This is a genomic window from Sphingomonas sorbitolis (assembly GCF_036663875.1).
GTDB lineage: Bacteria > Pseudomonadota > Alphaproteobacteria > Sphingomonadales > Sphingomonadaceae > Sphingomonas.
Window position 1 is genome coordinate 1 of the sequence record NZ_JAXOJS010000004.1, and the last position, 20,277, is coordinate 20,277.

General features: G+C 64.3%; 19 protein-coding genes. 3 read left to right on the plus strand and 16 right to left on the minus strand.

Annotated features, from left to right (window positions below; all coding sequences use genetic code 11):
• Positions 1-490 precede the first annotated feature (490 nt).
• From U1763_RS12085 to rpsB, 13 genes are all read right to left on the minus strand, one after another.
• The gene (locus U1763_RS12085; protein ID WP_332755418.1) at positions 491-805 is read right to left on the minus strand and encodes a PilZ domain-containing protein; all 315 of its coding nucleotides are present in this window, start codon (positions 803-805) and stop codon (positions 491-493) included.
• A gap of 124 nt (positions 806-929) precedes the next feature.
• A complete protein-coding gene (gene rpmE, locus U1763_RS12090) occupies positions 930-1,160 on the minus strand; it encodes a 50S ribosomal protein L31 (protein ID WP_055880673.1) in 231 nt (76 codons plus the stop codon).
• A gap of 104 nt (positions 1,161-1,264) precedes the next feature.
• Positions 1,265-1,768 (minus strand): 3-hydroxyacyl-ACP dehydratase FabZ, encoded by a 504-nt coding sequence (gene fabZ, locus U1763_RS12095; RefSeq protein ID WP_332755419.1) that lies wholly within the window; start codon positions 1,766-1,768, stop codon positions 1,265-1,267.
• Positions 1,769-1,777: 9 nt separating this feature from the next.
• Positions 1,778-2,443, minus strand: coding sequence for an OmpH family outer membrane protein (locus U1763_RS12100; protein WP_132738152.1), 666 nt, complete (start codon positions 2,441-2,443; stop codon positions 1,778-1,780).
• A complete protein-coding gene (gene bamA, locus U1763_RS12105) occupies positions 2,443-5,193 on the minus strand; it encodes an outer membrane protein assembly factor BamA (RefSeq protein ID WP_443026926.1) in 2,751 nt (916 codons plus the stop codon). Before bamA ends, U1763_RS12100 begins: the two co-directional genes overlap by 1 nt.
• A 65-nt stretch (positions 5,194-5,258) precedes the next feature.
• Positions 5,259-6,392, minus strand: coding sequence for an RIP metalloprotease RseP (gene rseP, locus U1763_RS12110; protein WP_332755420.1), 1,134 nt, complete (start codon positions 6,390-6,392; stop codon positions 5,259-5,261).
• Positions 6,389-7,546: a 1-deoxy-D-xylulose-5-phosphate reductoisomerase gene (locus U1763_RS12115; protein ID WP_332755421.1), complete on the minus strand. Its 1,158-nt coding sequence runs from the start codon at positions 7,544-7,546 to the stop codon at positions 6,389-6,391. The genes rseP and U1763_RS12115 overlap by 4 nt, the downstream gene beginning before the upstream one ends.
• Positions 7,543-8,298 carry a phosphatidate cytidylyltransferase gene (locus U1763_RS12120; protein WP_332755796.1) on the minus strand — a complete coding sequence of 252 codons (756 nt, stop codon included), beginning with the start codon at positions 8,296-8,298 and terminating at the stop codon, positions 7,543-7,545. Before U1763_RS12120 ends, U1763_RS12115 begins: the two co-directional genes overlap by 4 nt.
• Before the next feature lie 181 nt (positions 8,299-8,479).
• Positions 8,480-9,247, minus strand: a complete 768-nt coding sequence (locus U1763_RS12125; protein WP_132738141.1) for an isoprenyl transferase — start codon at positions 9,245-9,247, stop codon at positions 8,480-8,482.
• Entirely contained in the window at positions 9,244-9,801 is a 558-nt protein-coding gene (gene frr, locus U1763_RS12130; RefSeq protein ID WP_056055952.1) for a ribosome recycling factor, read from the minus strand. The genes U1763_RS12125 and frr overlap by 4 nt, the downstream gene beginning before the upstream one ends.
• 1 nt (position 9,802) lies before the next feature.
• Entirely contained in the window at positions 9,803-10,531 is a 729-nt protein-coding gene (gene pyrH / locus U1763_RS12135; protein ID WP_107954783.1) for a UMP kinase, read from the minus strand.
• 763 nt (positions 10,532-11,294) lie between these two features.
• On the minus strand, positions 11,295-12,227 hold the full coding sequence (gene tsf / locus U1763_RS12140) for a translation elongation factor Ts (protein ID WP_332755422.1): 933 nt from the start codon (positions 12,225-12,227) through the stop codon (positions 11,295-11,297).
• A gap of 89 nt (positions 12,228-12,316) precedes the next feature.
• Positions 12,317-13,171 carry a 30S ribosomal protein S2 gene (gene rpsB, locus U1763_RS12145; protein ID WP_107954782.1) on the minus strand — a complete coding sequence of 285 codons (855 nt, stop codon included), beginning with the start codon at positions 13,169-13,171 and terminating at the stop codon, positions 12,317-12,319.
• A 325-nt stretch (positions 13,172-13,496) separates the two neighbouring features.
• On the opposite strand from rpsB, the gene U1763_RS12150 reads away from it, so the two are divergent.
• Positions 13,497-13,730 (plus strand): hypothetical protein, encoded by a 234-nt coding sequence (locus U1763_RS12150; RefSeq protein ID WP_056489532.1) that lies wholly within the window; start codon positions 13,497-13,499, stop codon positions 13,728-13,730.
• Here the strand turns inward: U1763_RS12150 and U1763_RS12155 are convergent.
• Both U1763_RS12155 and U1763_RS12160 read right to left on the minus strand, forming a co-directional pair.
• Positions 13,669-14,520, minus strand: a complete 852-nt coding sequence (locus U1763_RS12155) for a CDP-alcohol phosphatidyltransferase family protein (protein WP_332755423.1) — start codon at positions 14,518-14,520, stop codon at positions 13,669-13,671. The two genes, U1763_RS12150 and U1763_RS12155, sit on opposite strands and share 62 nt — an antisense overlap.
• A complete protein-coding gene (locus tag U1763_RS12160; protein WP_332755424.1) occupies positions 14,517-15,245 on the minus strand; it encodes a phosphatidylserine decarboxylase in 729 nt (242 codons plus the stop codon). The genes U1763_RS12155 and U1763_RS12160 overlap by 4 nt, the downstream gene beginning before the upstream one ends.
• Before the next feature lie 142 nt (positions 15,246-15,387).
• Between U1763_RS12160 and U1763_RS12165 the strand changes: the two genes are divergently transcribed.
• Together U1763_RS12165 and U1763_RS12170 are read left to right on the plus strand one after the other, a co-directional pair.
• Positions 15,388-16,608: an NADP-dependent isocitrate dehydrogenase gene (locus U1763_RS12165; protein ID WP_132738123.1), complete on the plus strand. Its 1,221-nt coding sequence runs from the start codon at positions 15,388-15,390 to the stop codon at positions 16,606-16,608.
• Between the two features lie 216 nt (positions 16,609-16,824).
• Positions 16,825-18,603, plus strand: coding sequence for a cation:proton antiporter domain-containing protein (locus tag U1763_RS12170; protein WP_332755425.1), 1,779 nt, complete (start codon positions 16,825-16,827; stop codon positions 18,601-18,603).
• Between the two features lie 64 nt (positions 18,604-18,667).
• On the opposite strand, the gene U1763_RS12175 is transcribed toward U1763_RS12170, so the two are convergent.
• Entirely contained in the window at positions 18,668-20,260 is a 1,593-nt protein-coding gene (locus U1763_RS12175; protein WP_332755426.1) for a long-chain fatty acid--CoA ligase, read from the minus strand.
• Positions 20,261-20,277 lie beyond the last annotated feature (17 nt).

Sequence of the window (20,277 nt, forward strand, 5' to 3'; positions counted from 1 at the left end):
AACGATACTCCGGAGCCTTGAGGACCCCAGAAACCGCAAGCCGCCGCCCACATGTCCCTTCATCTTAACCTACAATGTCAAAGAGCCGACAAAAATACCGACACTCGCATAACCCTCTCTTCCGAGAAAGCTTGCAGCATCTGGTTTTTTGCGACCACCGCGGTAACCACTAAGGCACCCCGCTGCGGTGACACCCCTCTAAGACCACCTCCCCACACCGTCAAACGCTTTTTTACAGTTTTTGGTCGGTTTTCCATTTTTTGGCTCCGGCACCGCTCTACGGGCTCTCGTTGCCACCTACTCCTGAGACGCTGCTCGCTGTAAGTCATTCCGCGACCGTCGGTTTGGCCCACACCAACTCGAGATTTCGAAATTGCGGGGCTCGTCCGATGCGACGCCGGGATTGCCGGCGGCCATCATGTCCCGGAGCACAGAGTCGTATTGGTGAAGGTGCCATCGTGCGACTCGGACGTGATCGCTATTAGCGACGCTACGCCGGGTGATCCCGGATGAGCGCATCGAACGCTTCGATCGATAGCGGTTTGCGGAACTTGCAGCCGGCGGTAAAATCGTCCGCCCAGATGACTTCGGCAACGATCTGGCCGATCTGCGGCAGGTTGAGCCAGATGCTGGTCCCGCGCTTCAGCGCCGAATAGGTCTGGAGCCGCGCGCCGTTTATCGAGATGTCGACGACCTTGCACAAAGTGCGGCGCGTCTTGCCGATGCTGACGTCCAACGCGACAGGAGCACGGGGAGAACCGCGGCGGCTGGCGCGCTCTGCGGGTTCGAAATCGGCGGCGAACATGGCGTCCTCGTCCTTGCGAGTCCTAAGTCTGGCTTGCAGTCACAAGCCTAGCCGCCGTTACCTAACGTGATCTTAAGAAATGACCCCGGAACGGTTTAGTATCAATCCGCTCCGGGGTTTACACTTACTTACGGAGCGTGAGACCGCCACCGAAACGCTTGTTGAAGCGCGCGACCTGGCCGCCGGTATCGAGCATCGTGCCGCGGCCGCCGGTCCATGCCGGATGCGCGAGCGGATCGATCTCGAGCGTCATCACATCGCCTTCCTTACCCCAGGTGGTGCGGGTCTGGTACTTGCTGCCATCGGTCATCTGGACGGTGATCATGTGATAATCGGGGTGCGTATCGGCCTTCATGGGAATTCTCCGTATGTGGCTGGTTCCGACCAGCCTGAAAAGGAAGGCGCGCCCGTACACGGACGCGCCCGATTTTACAAGAACGCGGGCCTGAAGCCTTAGCCTCAGACTTTAGGCGGGTCGGCGATCATCGCGGTGAAGTTCGCTTCGGCAACCAGTTGCCCGTCGACCAGCGCGCGACCGGCGAACTTGCACACCGCACTGCGCTTCTGGACGAACGTCACTTCGAGTTTCAGCAATACGCCCGGCTCGACCGGCTTGCGGAACTTCGCGCCGTCGATCGCCATGAAATAGACGAGCTTGCCCGAGCCCGCGAGACCCAGCGACTCGACCGCGAGAATCCCCGCGGCCTGCGCCATCGCCTCGACGATCAGCACGCCCGGCATGATCGGACGCCCAGGGAAATGCCCCTGGAAGAACTGCTCGTTCATCGACACCGCCTTGATCGCGGTGATCGACGTGTCGAGGATCAAATCCTCGACACGATCGACCAGCAGCAACGGATAGCGATGCGGCAACGCGGCCATGACGCGCCCGATATCGAGCGGACCCAGGCCTTTTGCCGCAGTCAGGCCTTTTGCCTCAGTATCGTTCACGATATCGGTCATCGGTGTAGCTTAGCGACCCTGCGGGGTGCGCGTGGCTGCCGGTGCACGACCAGCCGGTGCTGGTGCTGCGCCCTGCTGCTGCTGGCCACCCTGCTGGTTCGGCTGCCAGTTCGCCGGGACGGCGGTGCTGACCGACGGCACCAGACGATCGAGCTCGGTGGTGATTGCCGCGGTGATGTCGGCGGTCGGCTGTGCGAACAATGCGGCCTCGGGACGCAGCAACAGGCTGACGTTCTTGGCACGGACGGCAGCCGTCACAGCGTCGCTGAGCTTCGCCTGGATCTGCTCGATCGCATATTGCTGCGCGCGCTGGGCGGGCTGCGTCAGGCGAGCGAGTTCCTGGTTGGCGGCGTTCTCGCGGGTCTGGATCGCCTGAGCCTGCGGACGCAGCGTCGCTTCGGTCGCGCCCGGTGCACGCTGGGCGGTCTGGAACGCGGTAACCAACGGCTGAAGCTCACGGGCAACCGCCTGGCGACGCGTCTCGGCCTGGTCGAGCTGTGCCTTGTAGGTCGTCTCGATCTGGGCACGCGCAGCGTTCCAGGCCTTCGAGTTGGCGATCGCGCCCTGCGCATCGGCGACGGCGATACCCGAAACCTGCGCATCGGCGGCGGTTGCGGTCATGGCGGCCGGCGCAACGAGCGCTGCGGCGAGGAGAAGCGTCTTGAACGTCGTCATCAGAACTGTGTCCCTACGTTGAAAGTAATGAGTTTGGGGTCGTCGCCCTTCTGCTTGAGCAGAGCCCTGGCGAGATCGATACGAAGCGGGCCGAACGGCGAGTTCCAGTTGACGCCGACACCGATCGACAAACGCGGCCGGGCCGAGTTGCCGAGGAAGCTTTCGACAAATGGAGTCTGCTCGGCCTGCGCGCGTGGATTGGCTGTCGTACCGATGCATGAGGTCCCTGCTGCGTCGGGCGACCCCGTCGAACACGTCGTGTTCGCCGTTACCGGCGCACCGGACGAGCTGGTGGTCGTATAGGTATAAAGCGGCGCACCCAGAGAATTGACGGCTGGCGTGAAGTTGGACTTCACATATTCCTTGCCGGTGGCCGGATCGACCGCCGTCTCGAATGTCGCGGTCGGCAACGGACGCTTGATCCCGAACAGGCTGCCCATCTGCGCGTAGACCGACGGCCGCAGTCCGAGCTCACGCGCGCCCGAGCCCAACGGAATCTCGATTTCGGCACGCGCCAGATAATAAGCGCGACCACCGAGCGCGTCGTCCTGGATCGAGTTGCGATCGGTCGCGAGGATCTGTGCTGGCGTTCCGTCGCTATATGCTGCGCGCAGGATACGCGGGCCGACGCCGCGGATGTCGAAGCCGCGGAACTGCGGCTCACCAAGATAGAAGCGATCGGTGATACGGATCGCATCGATACCAGGCCCGCGGCTCTTCTCGAGCGGATGAATATAGCCACCCTCGCCGATCAGCGATCCGATGAAACCGCTACCCAGGTTGACGTACTTCGATCCTTCAAGGCGGGTACGCAGATACTTCACGTCGCCGCCGAGACCGGCAAAGTCCTGGCTGAACGAGAAGCGCGAACCGGCGGTCGGGCGTAGACGGCTGTTCAGCGTATCGCGGCTGACCGAATAGCCGACCGACGAGGTCCACCGATTGCCGATGGCCTCGCACAGATAGCGCCCTGCAACCAGGAGGTTACACGACCCGTCGGCGTTCAGATACTGACTGTCCAGGCTGACTTCGTCATACGACAGACCGTAACGACCCGATAGCGACCAGAATTCGGTCAGCGGCACGCCGGTACGCAGCTGGAAGCCGGTCGAGACCTGCGAATAGTTGGTCTGGCGATCATTGCCGACATAGTTGAACGAGTTGTAGTCGCGGCGGAAGATGTCGCCACCGAGCGCGATGTTCTTGTCGAACAGGTAGGGCTCGGTAAAGCCCAGCTCGATCGACTTCGAATAGCTCGAATAATTGACACCGGCGCGCAGTTCCTGGCCCTTGCCGCGGAAGTTGCGCTGCGTGATGTTCGCCTGGACGATGAAGCGCTCGAGGCTCGAATAACCGGCCGACAGCTGGAGCTCGCCGGTCGACTTCTCTTCAAGGTTGGTCTCGAGGATCACGCGATCGGGCGCGGAGCCCGGCAGCTGCTTGATTTCCATCTTGTCGGCGAAATAGCCGAGCGAGTTGATGCGATCCTGCGAACGTTTCACCTGGAAGCTGTTGAACGCGTCGCCCTCGGCCAGGCGGATCTCGCGCCGGACGACCTTGTCCTGCGTCTGCGTGTTGCCGTTGATCTCGATCCGCTCGACATAGGTCCGCTTGGCTTCGGCGATGTTAAAATTAATCCCCATCGTCAGCGTTTCGGCGTCCTTCTGGAACTCCGGGTTCACCTCGGTGAACGCATAGCCGAACAGGCCCGCGGTCTGGCTGAGGTTGTCGACCGAATCCTCGACCAGCTTCGCGTTGTACCAGTCGCCTTTCTTGAGCGGCAGCGTCGCCGCGAGCTTCTTGTTGTCGAAGTCGCGGATCTGGCTGTCGACGGTCACGTCGCCGAACTTGTAGCGTTTGCCCTCCTCCACCACGTACGTGATGATGAAGTCCTTCTTGTCCGGCGTCAGCTCCGCGACCGCCGAGGTGACACGGAAATCGGCATAGCCCTGCGTCAGGTAGAACTGGCGGAGCTTCTGCTGATCGTAGGACAGGCGATCCTGATCGTAGCTGGTCGCCGACGACAGCAGGCGGAACAGCCGCGACTGCTTGGTCGCCATCTGGCCGCGAATCTGATCGTCCGAGAACACCTCGTTGCCGAGGATGTTGATCTGGCGGACCTTCGACTTCGGCCCCTCGCTGACCTCGAACACCACGTCGACGCGGTTCTGGTCGAGGTTGACCATCTTCGGATCGATCACCGCGGCAAAACGGCCCTGGCGGCGATAGAGTTCGATGATCCGCGAAATGTCCTGACGGACCGCGGTGCGCGTGAAGATCTGGCGCGGTGCGAGCTTGATCTCCTTGGTGATCTTGTCGGTCTTGAGCGCCTTGTTGCCCTCGATGATTACCCGGTTGATGATCGGGTTCTCACGCACGCGCAGCACGATGTTGCCCGTCTCGACACCGGCGATCGAATAATCCGCGAACAGGTCACTGGCCTGCAGGTCCTTCAGCGCCTGATCGAGCGTTTCCGCAGTGTACGGAATACCGATGCGCAGCTTGGTGTAGCTCAGCACCGTCTCGGCCTCGATCCGCTGTGATCCCTCGACTCGCAAAGTCTTGATCGTGCCGGCGGATACCGGAGCCGCGACGGGCGTTACACTATTGACCGCCCCCGTGACGGGATTGCGGACCGGGGCCGGGGTCGTCGTCGCGACCGGTGCGGTCTGCGCGAACGCGGGCGCGCCGGACAGGATCGTGCCTGCGAGAAGCAGGGCGCCCGTCCGCGCGAAATCGTAACCGTTGATCGCTGTCACCAAACCCACCCCAAAAACGTGCACATACAAGGCGCGCCCGCCCTGCCCTATCGTCGTCAGCCGATCAAGCCGGCCAGATTTTTCCACAGCCCGAAATTGCCGAGATCGTTGAACGTCACCAGCAGCATCAGCGCGAGAATTGCCGCGAGGCCGCCCCGAAACGCCCATTCCTGAACCTGCGGCTCGACCGGGCGCCTGCGCACCGCTTCGATCGCATAAAAAAACAGGTGACCGCCATCGAGCATCGGCACTGGCAGCAGATTGATGAACCCCAGATTGATCGAGACCAGGGCGATCAAGAAGACATAAGCATCGAGCCCGAGCGACATCTGTTCGCCCGACACCTTGGCGATGCTGAGCGGCCCGCCGAGTTCGTTGACCGAGCGGCGCCCGGTGATGACCTGGCTCAGCGTCTCGACCATCATCGAGACGATCTCACCGGTGCGCTTCACCGCGATCACCGGCGCTTCGATCAGGCTGACGGGGACGATCACGGGCTTGCTGCCGGCGATGCCGAGGCGGCCGATCTTGTATTCGTTGCCGAAGCGATCGCGCTGCAATTCGGTGCCGATCACGAGATCGCGCGATACCGTCTGGCCACCGCGCACCGCGTCGATCTGCGTGCGCTCGCCGGCGCGGATGCGGGCGAAGCGGGCGAGATCGTCGAACGTCTCTACCGACCGTCCGCCAATCGCGGTGATCCGGTCGCCGACCTGCAATCCGGCCGCGGCCGCAGCGCTACCGGGCATCGTGCCCCCGACGACCGGCGGCATGCGAATGTCGCCGTAAGCAAACGCGAAACCAGCGAGAATCAGGATCGCGACGACGAAATTGACGACCGGGCCCGCGGCGACGACGATCGCGCGCTGCCATACCGGCTTCGACTGGAAGGTGCGCTGGCGTTCTTCGGCGGGTAGCGACAGCCATTCGGCCGAGGGCTGACTCGCCGGGTTCATATCGCCCGCGAACTTCACATAGCCGCCGAGCGGTAACCAGCCGAACTTCCAGCGGGTGCCGCGGCTGTCGGTGAACCCGGCGATCTCGCGGCCGAAGCCGATCGCGAAGGCATCCGCCTTGATCCCGAAAAAGCGTCCAGCGAGGTAATGTCCCATCTCGTGCACGAACACAAGCGGCCCGATCACCAGGACGAACGACAATATGGTCAGCAGGATACCCGGCGTTTCGATCAAACCACGCAATCCTCTACACGCTTGCCCGCCAGGATCCGCGCCTCGGCGTCGATCGCCAGCACGGCATCGACGCTGTCCGGTGCGGCCGGGTTATAGCGCATTAGCGTATCCTCTACGATTGCGGCAATTTCGAGGAAACAAATCCGGCGCTTGAGGAAGGCTTCGACCGCGACTTCGTTGGCGGCGTTGAGGATTGCCGGCCGCGCCCCGCCCGCATCCAACGCTTCGCGCGCGAGTCGCAAGGCCGGGAAACGCACCGGATCGGGCGCCTCGAAGTCGAGTCGGCCGATTCCGACCAGGTCTAGCGGGGCCATCGGCGTCGCCATCCGGTCGGGCCATGCGAGCGTATGCGCGATCGGCGTCCGCATGTCGGGGGGCCCGAGCTGCGCGAGAACCGAGCCGTCGACATAATCGACGAGGCTGTGGACCACCGATTGCGGGTGGATGACGATCTCGATCCGGTCGTGCGGGATCGGAAACAACCGGGCGGCCTCGATCAGTTCGAGGCCCTTGTTCATGCAGGTCGCCGAATCGACCGAAATCTTTGCGCCCATCGACCAGTTGGGATGCTTGACCGCCTGTTCGAGCGTCACGCCGCGCATCTGCTCGATCGTCCAGTCGCGGAACGGCCCGCCGCTGCACGTGAGGATGATCCGCCGCACGCGCTCGGGCCGAGTCGCGTCGAAGCACTGGAAGATCGCGTTGTGTTCGGAATCCGCGGGCAACAACGTCGCGCCGGTCCGCTTGGCCGCGGCGAGGATCACGTCGCCGGCCGAAACCAGAGGCTCCTTGTTGGCGATCACGACGGTACCGCCCTGCTCGATCGCCGCCATAACCGGCTTGAGCCCCGCGCAACCGACGATCGCGCCCATCGTCCACTCGGCTCCCGACGCAGCCGCCTCGGCAATCGCATCGGCACCACCGCCTGCGCGGATGCCGGTGCCCGCCAGCGCCTCGCGCAATTCGGGGAGGCAGCCCTCATCCGCGACGACGGCGAACTCGGCCTTGGTCCGGATCGCCGCGGCGGCGAGCTTGGTCACATCGCAGTTCGCGGTCAGCGCGACGACACGGAAGTGATCGGGTTCACGCTCGATCAGGTCGAGCGTCGAGGTGCCGACCGAGCCGGTCGCGCCCAAGATCGTGACGGTCTTCATGCGTAGAAATGCGGCAGCAGGACAAGGAGCGCCGCGACCGGCGCGACCGGCACCAGCCCGTCGAGGCGATCCATCACGCCGCCATGGCCGGGCAGGATGTTGCCGCTGTCCTTCACGCCTGCCACTCTCTTCAACCAACTCTCATAAAGATCGCCCATCTGCGCGAGCACGGCGAGCACCGGCGTCGCCAGCGTCATCCGCATCGGCAGGCCGTATTGGACGTGCAGCACCGCCGCGACCGCGCTCGCCAGCACGACGCCACCGATCAGCCCCGACCATGTCTTGTTCGGGCTGATCACCGGCGCGAGCTTGGGCCCGCCCAGCGTCCGCCCGGTGAAGAACGCGCCGATATCGCACGCCCACACCAGCGACAGCGCCCACAGCGTGAAGAGGATACCCTCGTCCTGCCGCCGGATGATCATCAGCGCGAGTACCGGAAGGCCGCAATAGAGGATGCCGAGCGCGAGCGGTGGCTTGCGCGTGGTGATGACGACGAAGAACGCCGCGCCCGCGAGCAGACCCAGCGTGAAGAAATCGTGGATCACCAAGATCAGCGACGCGGGCGCCATCAGCGCGAGCGGCACCGACAGCGCGAACTGCGTCATCCGCTTGGTCTTGGCGTCGGCGCCTTGCAGCATCGACCATTCCGCCATCATGAACAGCGCCGCGACCACGCCGAGCACCCAGAACGCGATCCCGCCGAGCGTCAGCGCGATGCTGGCGACGGCAATCATCGCGACGCTGGCGATCATGCGGAGCTTCAGATTGGACGGCGTTCGCAGCACCTGGTCGGGCGCGTTCGCCGGGTCTGGCAGGGTCGTCAAAGGGCCACTCCAAACCTACAAGTGTTCGCCCGCGAAGGCGGGGGTCCAGGGTCACGCATGTTGGAGTGCCTGGCTCCCGCGCCCCCGCGTTCGCGAGGGAACAGGAAATTCACAGCCCACCGTAGCGGCGTTGACGCTGCCCAAACGCCGCTACCGCATCGGCAAGCGCGGCCGCATCGAAATCGGGCCAGAGCGTGTCGACGAACAGCAGTTCCGCATACGCCGCCTGCCACAACAGGAAGTTCGACAGTCGCTGCTCGCCCGAGGTGCGGATCATCAGGTCGAGCGGCGGCAGGTCATGCGTGTCGAGTTCGGCTTCGATCGTGCCGACGTCGATGCTGGCAGGATCGAGCGCGCCGTCACGCGCACGCTCGGCAAGACGCCGTGCCGCGCCGACCAACTCGGCATGCGCGCCGTAGTTGAGCGCGATCGCAAGGATCGGACCGGTATTGCCCGCAGTCCGCGCGATGGCGTCATCGACCATCGCCACCAGATCGGGCGAAAAGCTGTGATAATCGCCAATCACGCGCAGCCGGACGTTCTCGCGCGCGAGTTCGTCGAGGTCGCTACGGATGAAATGCCGCAGCAGCCCCATCAGGTCGCTGACCTCTTCGGCCGGACGCCGCCAGTTCTCGGACGAGAACGCATACAGCGTCAGCGCCTCGATCCCCATCGCGCGCGCGGCGCGCGTCACCTTGCGCACCGCCTCGACGCCGGCCTTGTGCCCGGCGAAGCGCGGCAGGAACCGCTTCTTCGCCCAGCGGCCGTTACCGTCCATGATGATCGCGACATGACGCGGCACCGCCCCGCCCGAGGGGACGGCGACGAGCGGCGCGGCGGAGGTAGCCCCCGCCGAAGCGGCGCCGAACGCCCTCACTTGCCCAGGATTTCCTTTTCCTTGGCGGTCGCGGTCGCATCGAGCTCGGCGATGATGCTGTCGGTCAGCTTCTGGACTTCGGTCTCGTGACGCTTGCGCTCGTCCTCGCCGAACACGCCCTTCTTCTCGTCGACCTTTAGCGAATCCATGCCGTCGCGACGGACGTTACGGACCGCGATGCGCGCCTTCTCGGCGTACTGGCCCGCGAGCTTGGCGAGTTCCTTGCGGCGCTCCTCGGTCAAATCAGGGATCGGCAGGCGCAGCGTCTGGCCGTCGACGATCGGGTTGAGCCCGAGGCCGGCCGAGCGGATCGCCTTGTCGGTCGGGCCGACGTTCGACTTGTCCCAGACCTGCACCGACAGCATCCGCGGCTCGGGCGCCGACACGGTCGCGACCTGGTTCAGCGGCATCGACGAGCCGTACACCGTCACCATCACCGGATCGAGCAGCGCGGTCGACGCGCGGCCCGTGCGCAGGCCAGCGAGATCGCTCTTCAGCGCTTCGACGGCACCCGCCATGCGGCGTTCGAGGTCGGTCTTGTCGTATGCAGCCATCTTAAAGCTCCTGCTCGTTCTGGACGATCGTCGACACGCCATCACCCGCCAACACCGCGGCGAGATTGCCGGGTTCGCGGATGTTGAAGACGACGATCGGGATGTTGTTGTCGCGGCACAGCGCGATCGCGCTCGCGTCCATGACCTTGAGGTCGTCGGACAGCACGCGGCTGTACGTGACCGTTTCGTAGCGCACCGCGTCCGGGTGCGTCTTCGGGTCGGCGTTATACACGCCGTCGACCGAAGTGCCCTTGAACAGCGCATCGCACTTCATCTCGGCAGCACGCAGAGCGGCGCCCGAATCGGTGGTGAAATAAGGGCTGCCGACGCCCGCCGCGAAGATCACGACGCGACCCTTCTCCAAGTGACGCTCGGCGCGGCGGCGGATGAACGGCTCGCAGACCGACGCCATCGGGATCGCCGACTGGACGCGCGTGTCGACGCCGATCTGCTCCAGCGCGTTCTGCACGGCCAGCGCGTTCATGACGGTCGCGAGCATGCCCATGTAATCGCCGGTCGCCCGGTCCATGCCGCGTGCCGCGCCCGCCATACCGCGGAAGATGTTGCCGCCACCGACGACGATGCAGATCTCGTAGCCCTTGGCCTTGATGTCGGCGATTTCCTGCGCGACGCGGGCGGTGACGGTCGGATCGATCGACAGGCCCGACGGTCCCATCAGGACTTCGCCCGACAGTTTCAGCAGGATACGTTTGTAGCGCGGAGGCGTCATAAATCTCGAATTGTGATTGGCGGGGCGGCGCGGACCTTAGGCGGCGAGGCCCGAGATGTGAAGCGCTGCGCGGCGCGTGCATCGAAACTGGGTGGAGACGAGACGGAAAATGGGCTGGGCTGGGTCCAGCTGCTTGTCATTCTCCCGGAATGCGGAGGAAGTATCACGGCTGGCCAATCTGGAATCAGCGACACCTGCAACGACGCCTCCCCGGCGGAGGCCGGGGTCCATTTGGCAAGGTCGATGTAATTGAAGACGCCCATCGTCACCTTCGTATTCCACCTGAACCCCGGCCTTCGCCGGGGAGGTGCCGAGGCGAGGGATCGTCTGGCCGATATCACATGCTGTTACCGCCTCGAAAGGTTTACGGATCGATGACTTGCAGCCCCCTGGATACCGGAACGAGCCCGGCATGGTGGACGAGGCCTATTCTTCTCCCCTCGGGGAGAAGGTGGCCCGGCAGGGCCGGATGAGGGGGCGTGAGGTTCGAGACCCAACCACTCCCCTCACCCTTCCCACGGCAATGTGGCCGCGGGCCCCTTCCCTCTCCCCGGAGGGGCGAGGGAGGAACTGAGATCAGACCCGCGGAACGCCCGCCAAACCCACTCCGTCACCCCGGACCTGTTCCGGGGTCCACCGTTCCGCGTAATCACCGACCGGCGGTTTGCGGAACCGTGGATGCCGGAACAAGCCCGGCATGACGGAGGGTGTTTGGCGAGCGCTCGATCTCCAATGCCCTCTCCCACGAAGGGAGAAGGTCAGCTTACGCCTGTGGCACGCCGCTCGCAGCAGCAACCTCGGCTGCGAAGTCGGACTGCTCCTTCTCGATGCCCTCGCCGAGCTGGAAGCGGACATAGTCCACCAGCTTGATCTCGGCGCCCGCGTCCTTGCCGGCCTTGGCAACGACGTCGGAGATCTTGGTCTTGCCGTCCATCACGAACAGCTGGCTGACCAGCGCGTGCTCCTTGCGATACTTGGCGATGCCGCCCTCGACCATCTTGGCGATGATGTCGGCAGGCTTGCCCGACTCGGCGGCCTTCTCGGTCGCGATCGCGCGCTCGCGCTCGATCTCGGACTCGTCGAGGTCGGCTTCGTTCAGCGCCTTCGGGAAGGCAGCAGCGATGTGCATCGCAAGCTGCTTGCCGAGTGCCTGGAGAACCTCGTCCGAAGCCTCCGACTCAAGCGCAACGAGCACGCCGATCTTGCCGAGGCCGGGAGCCGCTGCATTGTGGATGTACGGAACGACCGCACCCTTGCTGACTTCCAGCGTGCGCGAGCGGCGCAGCGACTGGTTCTCGCCGATCGTCGCGACGTTGTTCGTCAGGACTTCCTCGACGGTCTTGCCCGATGGCATCGCCTGCGACTTCAGCGCCTCGATGTCGCCACCGGTTGCGAGCGCGATCTGCGTGACGTCACGGACGAACGACTGGAACTGGTCGTTCTTCGCGACGAAATCGGTCTCCGAATTAACTTCGACCGCTGCGCCCTTGCTGCCCGACACGGCGACGCCGACGAGGCCCTCGGCCGCGGTACGGCTGGACTTCTTGGCGGCGGCTGCGAGCCCCTTGGTACGCAGCCAATCCATTGCCTGCTCCATGTCGCCGGCGTTCTCGCTCAGCGCCTTCTTGCAATCCATCATGCCCGCGCCGCTCTTCTCGCGCAGATCCTTGACCATCGCTGCCGTGATATCGGCCATGTCTCTAATCCTTTTTAGGTCTGAATATGGTTGCGGGCGAGGCAGAGCTTTCGCCCTACCCCGCCCGCATGACGGTTCGGCGACGACGCTTATGCGTCGATCTGGCGCTCACCCTCGGCTGCCAGCTCGGCAGCGATATCGGCGTTCGCAGCAGCCTCGGTCGTGTCGGCAGACGCCTCGACGACGGGGTCTGCGCTCAGTGCCTCTTCCTTCGGCGGCTCGATCATCGCGCCGATGTCGGCACCGGTGCGGCGCTGCTGCTCCTGGCCGCCGCGCGTCGCGGCGATCGCGATCGCCTCGCAGTACAGGCGGATGGCGCGGGCTGCGTCGTCATTCGCGGGAACCGGGAAGGCGATGCCGTCCGGCGACACGTTCGAATCGAGGATCGCGACGACGGGAATACCCAGCGTGTTGGCTTCCTTGATCGCCAGCTCTTCCTTGTTCGCGTCGATCACGAACATCACGTCGGGAATGCCGCCCATGTCGCGGATGCCGCCGAGCGAAAGCTCGAGCTTGTCCTTCTCGCGGGTGAGCTGAAGGACTTCCTTCTTGGTCAGGCCGACGGTGTCGCCCGACAGCATTTCCTCGAGCGTCTTAAGACGCTTGATCGAACCCGAGATGGTCTTCCAGTTGGTGAGCATGCCGCCCAACCAGCGATGGTTGACGAAGTGCTGGCCCGAACGACGCGCTGCGTCCGCGACGGGCTCCTGCGCCTGGCGCTTGGTGCCGACGAACAGGACCTTGCCGCCACCGGCAACCGCCGACGAGACGAATTCGAGCGCACGCGCGAACAGCGGCACGGTCTGCGAAAGGTCGAGGATGTGGACGCCGTTACGATCACCGAAGATGTAAGGCTTCATCTTGGGGTTCCACCGATGAGTCTGGTGGCCGAAATGCGCGCCCGTTTCGATGAGCTGCTGCATGGAGACGACTGGAGCCGCCATAGGGATATATCCTTCCGGTTGTGCCTCTGGGAAGCGGATGACGTCGTGGCCGAATGACCGTGACGCACCGGGCTATGATGCTTCCCATGCGGGGTTAGAGGCGGGGCCCTTAGCGTGGCTCTATTCGAAAAGCAATCGCACAAGGCCCGCTTGACTCATGGAACGCAATGAGAACATAAAGGGCTCAGAGAGGAACAGATGTTCGACTCGGCGCGGAATCACCCCGGCATGACGGGATTCGAAATGCGACGAGTGGAACGATGTTTCTGACCAAGTGTTTGCGGATATTAGGAATTTGTTCGCAACTCATAGGAAGGCGGACGTGATGTTGGTTCTGAGCTTCATGGTTTTTGCTGGTGCATTCGCGGTCGCCGGCATGATGATCGTCTCGTCGATCGCGCCGCAGTGGGACCGTATCGTCCGCCTCGCGATGGGCAACGTCGAACCCGCGTTCCAGCCGCTCCGCACGCTGGCCGTTGCGGAGCGACGGATCGCGGTCAGGCGCTGGGCTTCGACGTCGGCTCCGGTGCCCGCCCGCCGCTGGAACGCTGCCGCCTGATCTTGGCGTAGCTCGCGATGCTGAACGGCATCGAGAGCAGGTAGAGCACGCAGATGATGCTGAGCGTGTGCCACGGCGCGCTCACTATAGCGGCGCCGAGCAGTACGACGAGCGCGATGGCCTCGAACCGGATGTTGCTGCGGAGTTTGACCGAACTCCACGAATAGGTGGCGATACTCGAGACCATAAGAAGAGCGACGAACGCTACCCACGGCGCCACAAAATAGGGCGACGCGAATTTCGGCTCATCGGTCCAGAACCAAAAGAACATCGGCATCAGTGCCAGGCCTGCTCCTGCTGGAGCCGGAACCCCAGTAAGGAAGCCGGCCGATTTATGCGGCTGATGGCTTTCGTCGATCTTGGCATTGAAGCGCGCGAGACGCAGCGCGCAGAACACCGCGAGGATCAGCGAACAGATCCAGCCGACGCGGGGCAGCGCCGCCAGCGACCAGAGATAGACGATCAGCGCGGGCGCTACGCCGAACGAGATCGCGTCGGACAAAGAGTCGAGCTCGGCGCCGAAACGGCTTTCGCCGTGGAGCATCCGGGCGATGCGGCCGTCGAGCCCGTCGAGCACGCCGGCAACCATGATCATCGCGACGGCGCTTTGCCATTCGCCGCCGATCGCAAATCGCACGCCGCTAAGGCCTGAGCACAACGCCAGTGCGGTTACGGCATTGGGCGCGACCGCGCGCAGCGGAAGACCGCGCGGCGCCCGGCGGGTGCGACCGAACTTCCCGCGACCGCGTGCGTCGGTCGAACCGTCATCGATCTCGTCGCGATCAATCATTGCGCGACACCACCGACCGGAACACCACCGACGCGACCCAGCACGGTCTCACCTGCAACGCTGCGCTGACCGAGGCAGACCTGCGGTACGACATGATCGGGCAGGTACACGTCGACGCGGCTGCCGAACCGGATCAGCCCGATGCGCTGGCCGGCCGCGACCATGTCGCCAGCCTTCACGAAGCCGAGGATACGACGCGCGACGAGGCCCGCGATCTGCGTGAAGCCGACCCGCATGCCGTGGCGATCTTCAACGACAAAATGCTGGCGCTCGTTCTCGTCGCTGGCCTTGTCGAGGTCGGCGTTGAGGAACTTGCCCGAAATATAAACGACTTGGCGGATAGTCCCGGCGATCGGCGTGCGATTGATGTGCACGTCGAACACCGACATGAAGATCGACACGCGGACCAGCGGCGCATCGCCAAGGCCATTCTCACCGGCGAGTTCGCGCGGGATCGGCACGCGCTGGATCATCGTGATCAGCCCATCAGCCGGCGCGACGATCAGGCCTTCACCCTGAGGGGTCGTGCGGATCGGATCGCGAAAGAACGTCGCGACCCAGATCACGACGCCGACCATCGGCCAGAACAGCACGTGGCTGACAATCGTCAGCAACAGTGTGATGCCGGTCGCGATCGCGACGTATTTGTGGCCTTCCGGATGGACTGTGGGAAATCGCCATTTGACCGTGGAGGTCGTGACGGGCGGCTTGTCGAGCGATGCCATAACCCGCGGGTCTATCCGTGCAGGACGCGCGATACAACGATGAACCGGCTTTTCCTTACAGGACCAGTGGTTGTCCAATGGTTGATCGTGGCGGCATGCTCCCCTAGACGCTCCCCAAACCCCTCCCCCGAAGGACCCGGATATGGCGAAGATCAAGGTAAAGAATCCGATCGTGGAGATCGATGGCGACGAGATGACCCGGATCATCTGGGAATGGATCCGCGAGCGCCTGATCAAGCCGTATCTCGACATCCAGCTCGATTATTACGATCTCGGCGTCGAGCATCGCGACGCGACCGACGATCAGGTCACGATCGACAGCGCGCTCGCCACGCAGAAGCACGGCGTTGCCGTCAAGTGCGCGACGATCACGCCCGACGAGCAGCGCGTCACCGAGTTCGGCCTGAAGAAGATGTGGAAGTCGCCGAACGGCACGATCCGCAACATCCTCGGCGGGACCATCTTCCGCGAGCCGATCGTGATCAAGAACGTGCCCCGCCTGATCCCGGGCTGGACGCACCCGATCGTCGTCGGCCGTCACGCGTTCGGCGATCAGTACCGCGCGACCGACTATCTAGTCCCGGGTCCGGGCAAGCTGCGCCTCGTCTTCGAAGGCGACGACGGCACGGTCATCGACCGCGAAGTATTCCAGTTCCCGTCGGCGGGCGTCGCGATGGCGATGTACAACCTCGACGATTCGATCCGCGATTTCGCGCGCGCGTCGATGCACTACGGCCTCAACCTGAAGTGGCCGGTGTATCTGTCGACTAAGAACACGATCCTCAAGGCCTATGACGGCCGCTTCAAGGACCTGTTCGCCGAGGTGTTCGAGGCCGAGTTCAAGGATAAGTTCAAGGAAGCGGGCATCGTCTACGAGCATCGCCTGATCGACGACATGGTCGCTAGCGCGCTGAAGTGGAACGGCGAGTTCGTCTGGGCCTGTAAGAACTATGACGGCGACGTCCAGTCGGACCAGGTCGCACAGGGCTTCGGGTCGCTCGGCCTGATGACCTCGATCCTGCTGACCCCGGACGGCAAGACGGTGGAGGCCGAGGCGGCGCACGGCACCGTCACGCGTCACTTCCGCATGCACGAGCAGGGCAAGGCGACCTCGACCAACCCGATCGCGTCGATCTTCGCATGGACCGGTGGCCTGAAGTATCGCGGCAAGTTCGACGACACGCCCGACGTGACGAAGTTCGCCGAGACGCTCGAGCGCGTCTGCGTCCAGACGGTGGAGAACGGCCACATGACCAAGGATCTCGCGATCCTGATCGGCCCGGATCAGCCCTGGATGACGACCGAGCAGTTCTTCGAGCAGGTGCGCGCGAACCTCGAGACCGAAATGGCCAACTGGGCCTGATCGCACTGCCCCGCTCCCCCTAAAGGGAGCGGGGCCTTGTCCCTCCCGTCATCCTGACGAACATCAGGACCCAGCGTTACAGACGCTGACGTTTTTGGCTCCGGATCCTGACTTTCGTCAGGATGACGGAGGGAAATACACCTCTTTCCGCTGCCGATTGCGGCAGCACGTCACCACGGGTGACAATTCCGTCATGCGTCCCCTAAGGTCGCACGCATGGCATTACGGCTCGACAATCAAGGTTTCAGCGACACGCTCGTCATTCTCGGCGCGGCGGGCCTCGTCATTCCCGCGTTCGCGCGGTTCCGGGTCAGCCCCGTTATCGGTTTCATCCTGGTCGGGCTGTTGGTCGGGCCGGCCGGCTTGGGCTCGCTAACCGGGTCGGCGCCGTGGCTGTATTACCTGACCATATCCAATCCGGAATCGATCGAGCCGTTCGCCGAGTTCGGGATCATCCTGCTGCTGTTCTCGATCGGCCTCGAACTCTCGTTCAAGCGGCTATGGTCGATGAAGCGTCTGGTTTTCGGCACCGGCGCCGCCGAACTAATCGGCTCGGCGCTGATCATCGGCGTTGCGCTGCACTTCATCGGCCAGGAATGGGCGGGCGCGATTGGCCTTGGGTTCGCATTGGCGCTCTCATCCACCGCACTGGTCCTGCCGCTCGTCGGCACCACCGGCGCGGTTGGACGTGGTGCGTTCGCGATGCTGTTGTTCGAGGATCTGGCGCTCGTTCCGATCATCTTCGTACTCGGTGCGCTCGCCCCGACCGCAAGCGCGGACGGATGGTCGAACATCGCCGGAGTCGCGTTGCGCGGCGGGCTGACGGTGGTCGCGATGTATGTCGGCGGACGGCTCGTCCTGCCCCGCCTGTTCGGACAGGCCGCGCGGACCAAGAGCCCAGAACTCTTCCTCGCGGCGTCGCTGCTGGTAGTGATCGTCGCCAGCGTCGCGACCACCGCCGCCGGACTGTCGCCGATCGTCGGCGCGCTGCTGGCGGGACTGCTGATCGCCGAGACCGAGTACCACAGCGAGGTCGAGGTCATCACCGCGCCATTCAAGGGCCTCGCGCTCGGCGTGTTCCTGATCACCGTCGGCATGAGCCTCGACCTCCGGCTGATCGCGCAGAACTGGCCATCGCTGCTGCTTGCGGTGACCGGCGTGGTCGCGACCAAGGCGATCGTGACGTTCCTGTTCCTGCGCGTCGCCAACTCCCGGCGCGGCGTTGCAGCGGAAACCGGCCTGCTGATGGGCAGTCCGTCCGAGACGACGCTTATCGTCCTGGCCACCGCCGCACAGGCACAGCTGATCCTGCCGTCGACTGCGTCGTTCTGGCAGACGGTCACCGCGATCGGGCTGACGATCACGCCGCTGCTGGCAAAACTGGGCCGCACCGTCTCGCGTCAACTGGAAAGCCGATCGGGTGCCGATGCAGGCGATATCGAGATCGATGAGGACGGGCCGGGAACGGTCGTGATCGGCTTTGGCCGGGTGGGTCGGATGGTGGCGGACATGCTCGCGGTCCATAGGCAGAAATACGTCGCGGTCGAGGCGGACATCGACTCGGTCGAAGCCGCGCGCGCCCAAGGCCATCCGGTACTGTTCGGCGATGTCGCTCGCCCGGAACTGGTGGACCGGCTGAAGCTGCATACCGCCAAGGCGCTGATCCTGACGATGGACGATCCGGTGTTGACGGTGCGGTTGGCGCGGCGGGTGCGGGCCTTGGCGCCGGATCTGCCGATCGTGGCGCGCGCGCGCGATACGGCGCATGCGGCCGAGCTGTACCGGGCGGGCGTGACGGATGCGGTGCCGGAGACTTTGGAGAGTTCGCTGCAGTTGGCGGAGGCGGTGCTGGTCGATCTCGGGGTAGCGATGGGGCCCGTCATCGCCTCGATCCATGAGAAGCGCGACGAGCTTCGTCAGGAGATCAAGGCGGCCGCCGACATGATCGCCGAGCCCCGGATCAGAAAGGCCAAGCGAACACCCCGCGCGGTGTAGCGGTGTAAGTGTCGAGCGAGGCTCGTTGTACCTGGTTATCAAATGACGGCGGTGAGCGGATCGATCAGGCGGCGGCCAGCGCGAAATCCTTGAAGCGTTCGCGGAGGGCGGTTTTCAGGAGTTTGCCGGTAGCGGTATGCGGCAGGTCGTCGACGAAGACGATCGCGTCGGGGAGCCACCATTTGGCGACGTGCTTGGCCAAATGATCGAGGATCGCCTGTTCGGCGACCTCGCTACCGGGCTTGCGGACGACCAGCAGCAAGGGCCGTTCGTCCCATTTGGGGTGGTAGATGCCGATCGCCGCCGCTTCCGCGACGCCTGGGCAACCGACCGCGGCGTTCTCCAGGTCGACCGAGCTGATCCATTCGCCGCCGGACTTGATGACGTCCTTCGAGCGATCGGTGATCTGCATCGTGCCGTCGGCGTGGAGCATCGCGACATCGCCGGTGTCGAACCAGCCTTCCTTGTCCACCGCATCTTCGTCGGCGCCGAAATAGCGTTGGACGACCCAGGGGCCCCTCACCTGCAAGCGGCCGGCGACCTTGCCGTCGCGGGCGAGGACCTTGCCCTCGTCATCGATGATGCGGAGTTCGATGCCGAACGGCACGCTGCCCTGCTTGCCGACGAGGTCGAGCTTCTCGTCATGCGTCATGTCGTCCCAGTGCGGGGGCGCGAAGCCGGCGGTGCCGATCGGTGACGTCTCGGTCATGCCCCAGAGGTGCTTGACCGTGGCGCCCATGCCCATGATCCGCTCGATCATCGCCCGCGGGGCTGCCGAGCCGCCGATCGTCACCTGCTTCAGGTAGCGCGGCGCATCGCCGGTCGCGTCCATGTGGCCGAACATCGCGAGCCAGACGGTCGGCACGCCGGCGGAGTGCGTGACCTTCTCATCGTTCATCAGCCGGCACAGCACGGCGGGGTCGTTGACCGCGGAATAGACGACCTTTGCGCCCGACAGCGCACAGGCGAACGGCAGGCCCCAGGCGGCGGCGTGGAACATCGGGACCACCGGCAGCACGACCGCGTTCGGCGAGAGATCGAACACCCACGGCGCGACCTCGGCCATGGCGTGGATCAGCGTCGAACGGTGCGTGTAGAGCACGCCCTTCGGATTGCCGGTGGTGCCGCTGGTGTAGCAGAGCATGCACGGCTCGCGCTCGGCACCCTCGACCCATTCGTAATCGCCGTCCTCGGCGTCGAGGAGCGCTTGGAAACCATCAGAGCCGAGATCGTCGAAGCAGACGTAGTGGCGGATGCTGGTCCACTGTGCGCGAAGGCGATCGACCAGTGGCTGGAACGCCTTGTCGTAGAGCATCACGCGGTCTTCGGCGTGGTTGGCGATGTAGACGAGCTGTTCGTCGAACAGCCGCGGGTTGATGGTGTGGATCACGCCGCCCATGCCGATCGTGCCGTACCAAGCGACGAGGTGGTGCGCGTGGTTCATCGCCAGCGTAGCGACCCGGTCGCCGGGGGCTACGCCGAGCTTTTCGAGCGCTTGAGCCAGTTTGCGGGCGTCGCGGGAGATGCCGGCCCAGTTGGTGCGCGTCTCGCGACCGTCGGCCCAGTAGCTGACGAGTTCCCTCGCCCCGTGCTCCCGCGCCGCGTGATCGATCAGGCGGGGAACACGAAGCTCGAAATCCTGCATTCCACCAAGCATTCTCGCTCTCCCAAGCT